General features: G+C 70.1%; 10 protein-coding genes. 8 read left to right on the top strand and 2 right to left on the bottom strand.

The window, feature by feature from the left end:
• Together ACOADB_RS03540 and ACOADB_RS03535 are read left to right on the top strand one after the other, a co-directional pair.
• On the top strand, nt 1–840 hold an 840-nt coding region (locus ACOADB_RS03540; RefSeq protein WP_378596554.1), incomplete at its 5' end, for a glucose 1-dehydrogenase.
• Nucleotides 841–1074: 234 nt separating this feature from the next.
• Nucleotides 1075–1725, top strand: a complete 651-nt coding sequence (locus ACOADB_RS03535; RefSeq protein WP_378596553.1) for a PAS and ANTAR domain-containing protein — start codon at nt 1075–1077, stop codon at nt 1723–1725.
• A 1-nt stretch (nt 1726) separates the two neighbouring features.
• Here ACOADB_RS03535 and ACOADB_RS03530 read toward each other — a convergent pair whose 3' ends face one another.
• Complete coding sequence (locus tag ACOADB_RS03530) at nt 1727–1849, bottom strand: hypothetical protein (protein ID WP_378596552.1); 123 nt, start codon at nt 1847–1849, stop codon at nt 1727–1729.
• Nucleotides 1850–2094: 245 nt separating this feature from the next.
• Here ACOADB_RS03530 and ACOADB_RS03525 point away from each other — a divergent pair, with 245 nt between their 5' ends.
• From ACOADB_RS03525 to ACOADB_RS03510, 4 genes are read left to right on the top strand one after another with little or no spacing between them, the layout of a single operon-like run.
• Nucleotides 2095–2544: a hypothetical protein gene (locus ACOADB_RS03525; RefSeq protein ID WP_378596551.1), complete on the top strand. Its 450-nt coding sequence runs from the start codon at nt 2095–2097 to the stop codon at nt 2542–2544.
• A gap of 6 nt (nt 2545–2550) precedes the next feature.
• Nucleotides 2551–3783 (top strand): NRAMP family divalent metal transporter, encoded by a 1233-nt coding sequence (locus ACOADB_RS03520; RefSeq protein WP_378596550.1) that lies wholly within the window; start codon nt 2551–2553, stop codon nt 3781–3783.
• Nucleotides 3783–4454: a hypothetical protein gene (locus ACOADB_RS03515; RefSeq protein ID WP_378596549.1), complete on the top strand. Its 672-nt coding sequence runs from the start codon at nt 3783–3785 to the stop codon at nt 4452–4454. The genes ACOADB_RS03520 and ACOADB_RS03515 overlap by 1 nt, the downstream gene beginning before the upstream one ends.
• A 35-nt stretch (nt 4455–4489) precedes the next feature.
• Nucleotides 4490–4759 carry a DUF7218 family protein gene (locus ACOADB_RS03510; protein WP_378596548.1) on the top strand — a complete coding sequence of 90 codons (270 nt, stop codon included), beginning with the start codon at nt 4490–4492 and terminating at the stop codon, nt 4757–4759.
• Nucleotides 4760–4762: 3 nt separating this feature from the next.
• On the opposite strand, the gene ACOADB_RS03505 is transcribed toward ACOADB_RS03510, so the two are convergent.
• On the bottom strand, nt 4763–6520 hold the full coding sequence (locus ACOADB_RS03505; RefSeq protein WP_378596547.1) for a dolichyl-phosphate-mannose--protein mannosyltransferase: 1758 nt from the start codon (nt 6518–6520) through the stop codon (nt 4763–4765).
• An 89-nt stretch (nt 6521–6609) separates the two neighbouring features.
• Between ACOADB_RS03505 and rsmI the strand changes: the two genes are divergently transcribed.
• Together rsmI and ACOADB_RS03495 are read left to right on the top strand one after the other, a co-directional pair.
• Nucleotides 6610–7446, top strand: coding sequence for a 16S rRNA (cytidine(1402)-2'-O)-methyltransferase (rsmI, locus tag ACOADB_RS03500; protein WP_378596546.1), 837 nt, complete (start codon nt 6610–6612; stop codon nt 7444–7446).
• Nucleotides 7439–8286: TatD family hydrolase (locus tag ACOADB_RS03495; RefSeq protein ID WP_378596545.1), on the top strand; the 848-nt coding region annotated here is incomplete at its 3' end. The genes rsmI and ACOADB_RS03495, both read left to right, overlap by 8 nt.

The following is an 8286-nucleotide window of genomic DNA, read 5'->3' as shown; positions in this document are numbered from 1 at the left end:
GCCCAGCAGCAGACCCCTCCCGGGTTGACCGGCGAGATGCGTCCGGTGCCGGACCATGGTGAGCAGAGCTATGTCGGGCACGCACGGCTGACCGGTCAGGTCGCCCTCGTCACCGGTGGTGACTCCGGAATCGGACGGGCGGTGGCGCTGGCCTACGCCCGCGAGGGTGCCGACGTCGCCTTCACCCACCTCCCGGAGGAGCAGGTCGACGCCGACGCCACGACCGCCCTGGTGGAGGCTGCCGGCCGGCGAGCCCTGCCGCTGGAGCTCGACCTCACCGATCGTCTGGCGTGTGACGCCGCCGTGCAGCGCACGGTCGACGGCCTGGGTGCGCTCGACATCCTCGTGAACAACGCGGGGTACCAGATGGCGCGCGATCACGCGGTCGACGACCTGAGTGACGACCGCATCGACCGGACCTTCAAGACCAATCTGTACGCGTTGCTGTGGCTGACGCGGGCCGCGGCGCCCCACCTGCGAAAGCGGCCGGGCTGCATCATCAACAACGCGTCGATCCAGGCCTTCGAGCCCTCGACCACGCTGCTGGACTACGCCGCGTCCAAGGCCGCGATCAACAACCTCACCGTCAATCTCGCTGCCTCGCTGGGCGGCGACGGGATCCGCGTCAACGCGGTCGCGCCGGGCCCCATCTGGACCCCGCTGCAGCCGGCAACCCAGGAGCCGGAGAAGGTCGAGCAGTTCGGGGCCGACACCCCGCTCGGCCGGGCCGGCCAGCCGGCCGAGGTGGCGCCGGCCTTCGTGTTCCTCGCCTCGCCCGCGGAGGCGTCGTACGTCTCGGGAACGGTCCTCGGCGTGACCGGCGGCAAGGCGGTCTTCTGAGTCGTCGGCCCCTCACCAGCCCCTCGCCAGCTCCGCCCCTGACCTCGCCGAAAATCACTCTTGTGTGGTTGGTGGAGGTTCGCAATAGTTGGTCCTGCAAATGTCCCTGTGGTCCACGTCCGGCCTCCTTGCGGTGGTTGTGGTGGCGCTGCGGGCATTCGCGGACATACGGGGGGCCGACAGGTGCGGCACCAAGCACAGTGGTGATGGCTGCGAATGAGGGGGAGTGTGGCGATGGAGCCCGAAAACCTGGACGCTGGTGATGTTCGCCAGACCGGCCGGTTCGTCTATCACGTGGCAGGCCAGCGATGGGAGTGGGACGACGACGTCTTCGCCATCCACGGCTATGCACCGGGTGAGGTGGAGCCGACGACGGACCTGATCATGCGGCACAAGCATGAACAGGATCGCGAACGCGTGGAGGAGACGCTCCACGACGCGACCGAGAACGGCGAACCGTTCAACATCTACTACCGGATCCTCGCTCGCGACGAGGAGCGGCGCGTCGTCCTCGTCGGCGAGGGCGAGTACGACGAGGGCCGGACCCCCGTCGGCAAGGTCGACCGACTGGTGGGCTTCTACCTGGACCTCACGCCGGAGATGGACGCCGCGTCGAGCGAGGCCGCGGCCGTCGCCGTGGCTGCTGCTGCCGAGCACCGGGAGACCATCGAGCAGGCCAAGGGCATCCTCATGCTCGGCTACGGCCTCGACGCCGACGCGGCGTTCGCGATGCTGAAGTGGTGGTCGCGCAACAGGAACGTGAAGGTGCGGGAGATCGCCGGACGGCTGATCATGGTGGCCCGGGAGGGACATGTCAGCCACCCTGGTCTGCGCCGGTTGCTGGACGCGCTGCTCGACGATCTCACCGCTGGTCGGTCGCAGTAACTCAGTCGAGGATCGCGGTGCCGATCAGCCACAGCACGACGAGCACCAGCAACAGAACGGCGACGAAACCCGCCACCATCTGAAGCCGCCTGAACTCGGGCTGTCTGTTCGTCTGGCTGTTCACGGCAAATGCCTCCTCGGGCTGTGTGCCTGCGTCCATCCATTCCGTGCAGTACCCGGGCGTTGTGGTCTCACCCGGGTGCGTCAGCGGTTGCGTTCCCGGGTTGCCCGACGGGTTGCATCGTGGCGCCCGGGGTACCGGCGGTTCATGACCGGCTCTGCTGCGGCCCAGTTCGCCGCGGCGGCGGTCGCGCTGGCTTTCATCGCGTTGTGGGCCGTGGTTCCGCTCTCAGGGCGGAGCCACGAACGATGAGATGGCCCCGGCGTACGACCGTCGTCGCGGTCTGGCTGGTCCAGGCCGCGGTGCTCGTCGGCTGCTCGTTGGTCGACGAACCGGACCCGGCGGAGTGGGACGCACAGGCGGGGAAGGCACTGCAGGACGCCGCCAGTGAGGTGCGCACCACCCGCCTCGCGCTGGACACGGCAGCAGACGAGCGGTCCTGGTCGTCGTACACGACCGTGCTGGTGGTGCAGGCCGAGGACGGCGTCGCCACGGTGGCCGACGACCTCGCCGTGGTCCAGGTCCCACCCGGCCGCCAACAGCGGGCCGACGAGGTGGAACGCCTGATCGACGGCGCGGTGGCCGCCGTCCGCGAGGCGCGTTCGCTCGCGCTCCGGGGGACGTACGACGACCCGGACGTCGTCGACCAGCTCGACCGCCTCGCGGGTGACCTGGAACAAGCTGCCGGGCAGGGATGAGCACCGGTGAAGCGCTACTTCGCCGTCCTGCTGGGCGTGCTGACCGCGATCGGTGGCTTCGTCGACATCGGCGACCTCGTCACCAACGCCCAGGTCGGTGCCCGGTTCGGCTGGTCGCTCGTCTGGGTGGTGCTGGTGGGTGTCATCGGGATCTGTGTCTTCGCCGAGATGTCGGGCCGCATCGCCGCGGTGAGCCACCGGGCGACGTTCGACCTGGTCCGTGAGCGGCTCGGACCACGCGTCGGGTTCCTCAACCTGCTCGGGTCGATGCTGGTCACCCTCCTCACCTTCATCGCCGAGATCGGCGGCGTCGCCCTCGCGTTGCAGCTGGTGACGTCGGTGCACCACGTGCTGCTCGTCCCGTTCGTCGCGGCCGCGGTGTGGATCGTGTTGTGGCGGGCCCGGTTCTCCTCGATCGAGAACGTGCTGGGGCTGCTCGGCCTGGCACTGCTCGGCTTCGCCGTCGCCCTGTGGCAGCTGGGACCGGACTGGGGCGAGCTGGTCGCGACCCTGTCGCCGGGGGAGAAGCCGGGCGCCGAGTCGTGGGCGACCTACGCGTACTTCGGCGTGGCGCTGTTCGGTGCGGCGATGACGCCCTACGAGGTGTTCTTCTTCTCCAGCGGTGGTGTCGAGGAACGCTGGACCAGCAAGGACATCGGCGTGATGCGGGCCAACGTCTTCATCGGCTTCCCGCTGGGCGGCCTGCTGTCGGTGGCGATCGCGGGGTGCGCGGCGGTCGTGTTCCTGCCCCAGGGCATCGCGGTCGAGACCCTCGGGCAGGTGGGTCTGCCCGTCGCGGTCGCCCTCGGGAAGGTGGGGCTCGCGGTCGTCGTCCTCGGCTTCTTCGCCGCGACCTTCGGCGCCGCGTGCGAGACGGGTCTCTCCACCGGCTACAGCCTGGCCCAGTACATCGGCATCCCGTGGGGCAAGTACCTCCGTCCGGACCGGGCGGCCGGCTTCCAGGTGATCGTGCTGGTGGTCACGCTGATCGCTGCCGGCGTCCTGCTGACCGGTGTCGATCCGATCCTCGTCACCGAGATCTCGGTGGTGTTCTCGGCCATCGCACTGCCGCTGACGTACTTCCCGATCCTCGTCGTGGCCAACGATCCTGACTACCTCGGCGACCACCGCAACGGGCGGCTGGCGAACACGCTGGGTGTCGCCTATTTGTCGTTGATCGCCGTGGCGTCGCTCGCCGCGATTCCGTTGATGATCCTGACGTCGATGGGACAGGGCTGATGACGTACGACGCCGCGCTGCACCTCCTCGACCGCCAGATCGTCGACAGCGACGGTCGGCTCGTCGCCAAGGTCGACGACGTCGAGCTCACGTGGCGCGAGGACGGGACGATCAACCCGACCGGCCTGCTCGTCGGCCTGCCGGCCCTCCTGCCGCGCCTCGGCGGCTGGTGGGGAGACCGGTTGATGCGCCTGGTCGTCGAGATCCGCTGGATCGCGGAGGAGCGGGGCCGGCCGCTCGTGATCGACTTCGACCTGGTCGACGGGCTGACCAGCGAGGTGCGCCTCTCCTGCTCCGCCGAAGGCCTGCTCCGGCGCCTGCCGGAGGACCGTGACGACGACACCTGCCGGCTCGGCGACCTGCTCGGCCTGCCCGTGCGTTGCGCGGCACTACCCGCGAGGTCGAAGGTGCTCGACGCGCGGATCTCCGGGCGACCGGGGGAGCGCGGTGAACACCGACTGGCGGCGCTGGTCGTCGGGCCCGGCCGACCGGGTGGGTTGCTGGGCTACGACCGTCGGGGCGAGCCCGGGCCGGCCGTCGTGGCCGCGGTGGTGCGCTGGTTGCACCGCCATGCCCGGGCCGTCGACCTGGACGCGGCCGTGGAGATCGACCTGGTGGCCGGAGAGGTGCGGATCGGCGCCGGGGCGTCTGTCGAGCCGCTGGTCGGGTAGCGCAAGGGGAGGTCAACCCACGACGAGGAGGAGCCATGCCCGCCAAGAAGCACGGTCCCGGAATCACGAACCCCGACGTCTACGAGGAGCTCCGCGACGACGGCGCCAGCAAGGAGAAGGCCGCACGGATCTCGAACGCGATGAAGTCAGAGGGCGCCGCGAAGGTGGGCCGACGCGGCGGCCGGGCCGAGCCGTACGAGAAGTGGACGGTCAGCGCACTGCGCAAGCGGGCCGCGGAGCTGGGGGTGGAGGGCCGGTCCTACATGAAGAAGGCCCGGCTCATCTCCGCACTGCGGAACCACTGAGCCCTAGACCCAGCGCGAGAACCAGACCCGGTCCAGCCACTCGCTGTGGGTCAGCATCTGGTTCGTCCAGATCGGCCAGAACCACGCGAAGTTCACCAGGGTGAGGATCACGAACGCCCCGCCGACGATCACTCCGGTCGTACGACGCGCCGACGGCAGCCGGGAGGGCCCGATCAGGGTCCCGATGCTCAACGTCAGGGCGATCACCGTGAACGGGAGGATCGCGATCGCGTAGAAGAGGAAGATCGGCCGGTCGTCGTACAGGAGCCAGGGCAGCCAGGTCGACAGCGCACCGACCACGGCGACGCCGTACCTCCAGTCCCGGGCACCGATCCACATCACGACCGAGAACAGCAGGGCGAGCACGCCGCCCCACCACAGCACGGGCGTCGGGATGAGCAGCACCTGCTTGATGCAGTCGCTGTTGGCGGGGGCATCGCAGCCTGGCTCGCTCGGCGCGATGTCGTTGGTGACGGCCACCCCGACGGGCCGGTTGATCAGCAGCCAGCTCGACGGCTTCGACTCGTAGAAGTGGTCCGAGCAATTCAGGAAGTGGGTGTGGAACGTGTAGACGTCCTGGTGGTAGTACCAGAGCGAACGCAGCGACTGCCACGCCTCACCCAGGCCGTGGGCGTCCTTCTCGTCCGCCGTCGGCCACTTCTTCGACTTGTCGAGGTCGGTGGCGACGTAGGAGTCGTCGTCATCGGCGCAGTGGCCATGCCCCGTGTACTGGCGGTACTGCGTCGCGCTGAGGTGCTCCTCGTACTCGTTCGCGTGCACCAGCCAGCCGCCCCACGTCGCGATGTAGACGAGGGCTCCGACGACGACCAGGTGCAGGAAGGCCGGTACGCCGTCCGCGACGGCACCCTTCGCGATCGGCCACCGGATGCCGAGGGACCGGCGGGCACCCGCGCTCCAGATCCAGCACAGGACACCGAAGGCCGCCAGCGGGTAGAGCGCCGTCCACTTGGTGCCGATCGCCAGGCCGAAGCAGACGCCGGCGGCGAGCAGCCACGGCCGGAACAGGATCCGCGGACCCCACCCGGTCAGCTGGCCGTGGACGGCCTTGCGGGCCAGCCGCGCGCGGTGCCAGTCACGATCGGCGACCAGGCATGCGACGGCGCACAGCAGGAAGAGCGCCAGGAAGATGTCGAGCAGGGCCAGCCGGGACAGGACGAAGTGCAGTCCGTCGAGCATCAGGAGCAGGCCGGCGATGCAGCCCAGCACCGTGGAGCCCGTCATTCGTCGTACGAGGCGACACATGACGAGGACCATCAGCGCGCCGGCGACCGCGGAGGCGATCCGCCAGCCGAACGGGTCCATCCCGAAGGCCTTCTCGCCCAGGGCGATCAGCCACTTGCCGACGTCGGGGTGGACGGCGAGGGAGGGATCGCCGGTCCAGACGTCGTGCGCGTGCCCGGCGAGGATGTCGTCGTTGATCTCGTTCTTGGCGTTGCCGTCGACGTCGGTCAGGTACGTCTGGATGTAGCCGTTGTTGAGCAGCGACCACGCGTCCTTGGCGTAGTACGTCTCGTCGAACGCGAACCGGTCCGGATTGCCCAGGCCGACCAGGCGCAACCCGAAGGCCAGCAGGGTCAGGCCGATCGGCGCCAGCCAGCCGACCAGCTTGTCCTTGAGGGCGAGTCGCCGCAGCGGGTTGATCGCGCGTTCGACGGCGCGGGGCACGCGGGTCCCGGTGGCCGAGGTCGAGAGGCCGACGAGGCGCTCACGCCTGCGGGCCTTCTCGTCGACAGCGGTCACGGTCCGGAAGCCTACGCAAGCCACGGGAGGGGCGTTGGTCGAGGAGGTTGCGCAGCAACCGTCTCGAGACCATCTGCAAGGATCGGCGGGTGACTGGAGTCCTCGTGCTGGCAGGCACCCCGATCGGACAGGTCGGCGACGCACCGCCGCGGCTCGCAGCGGAACTGGCCGGCGCGGACGTCATCGCCGCCGAGGACACCCGCCGCCTGCGCCGCCTCGTCGCCGACCTCGGCATCGAGCTGAGCGGTCGCGTCGTGTCCTACTTCGAGGGCAACGAGGCGGCGCGTACGCCGACGCTGGTCGATGCGCTGATGGCGGGCGAGCGGGTGGTGCTGGTGACCGACGCGGGCATGCCGAGCGTCTCCGACCCCGGCTACCGACTGGTCGCCGCTGCGGTCGAGGCCGGCATCCGGGTGACCGCCGTGCCCGGACCGTCGGCCGTGCTGACCGCCCTTGCGGTCTCCGGCCTGCCGGTCGACCGGTTCTGCTTCGAGGGCTTCCTGCCGCGCAAGGCGGGCGAGCGCGCCCGTCGCCTGGCCGAGGTCGCCTCCGAGCAGCGCACCCTCGTCTACTTCGAGGCGCCGCACCGCACCGTCGCGGCTCTGGAGGCGATGCGTGACGCGTTCGGACCCGACCGCCCCGCGGCCGTCTGCCGTGAGCTCACCAAGACCTATGAAGAGGTACGACGCGGCCCGCTCGCCGAGCTGGTCGACTGGGCCAACGAGGGGATCCGCGGCGAGATCACCATCGTGGTCGCCGGTGTCGCGCCGGGGACCAGCGTGGCCACCGATCCCGACAGCCTGCGGGCAGCCGTCGCCGATCTCGAGGAAACCGGGATGCGCCGCAAGGACGCGATCGCTACGGTCGCCGTACAGGCGGGACTGCCGAAGCGCGAGGTCTACCAGGTGGTGCACATCGATGAGTGAGCCGGAACGTCCTCCGGTCCCCGAGGCGCTGCCGCACCCGGTCGTCGACAACCACTGCCACCTCGACATCGGCCGCAACGCCGAGCCGTGGGACACCGCCGAGGCGATCGCGGCGGCAGCGGCCGTCGGCGTACCCCGGATCGTTCAGATCGGGTGCGACCTGCCCGGCGCCCGGTGGGCGGTGAAGGCCGCTGCGGAGCATCCGGCGCTGGTCGCCGGCGTCGCCCTGCACCCGAATGAAGCGCCCCGGATCCTCGCGGACGGTGGACGCGCTGCGCTCGAAGCCGCGTGGGCCGAGATCGAGGAGCTGGCCGGCGCGCACGACAAGGTGCGTGCCGTGGGGGAGACCGGGCTCGATGCGTTCCGCACGGGGGAGGAGGGCCGCGCCGTCCAGGTGGAGTCCTTCCGGCGCCACATCGACCTCGCCAAGCGACTCGACAAGACCCTGGTCATCCACGACCGCGACACCCACGACGAGGTCCTGGAGGTCCTCGACAGCGAGGGTGTTCCCGACCGCTGGGTGATGCACTGCTTCTCCGGCGACGCCGACTTCGCCCGCGCCTGCCTGGACCGCGGGGCGCACCTGTCCTTCGCCGGCACGGTCACGTTCAAGAACGCCGAACCGTTGCGCGAGGCGTTGCGCCTGACGCCGGTCGACCGCGTCCTGGTCGAGACCGATGCGCCGTTCCTGACCCCGACGCCGTACCGCGGCCAGACCAACGCGTCGTACCTCATCCCGGTGACGCTGCGGGTGATGGCCGCTGAGCGTGGCGAGGACCTGGGCGAGCTCTGTGCGGCGATCGACGCGAACACCGAGAGGGCGTTCGGCGGGACCTGGTG

The organism is Nocardioides sp. CPCC 206348 (assembly GCF_048654705.1).
Classification (GTDB): domain Bacteria; phylum Actinomycetota; class Actinomycetes; order Propionibacteriales; family Nocardioidaceae; genus Nocardioides.
The sequence above is the reverse complement of the archived record's forward strand: the minus strand, read 5'-3'. Positions and strand labels throughout refer to the sequence as shown.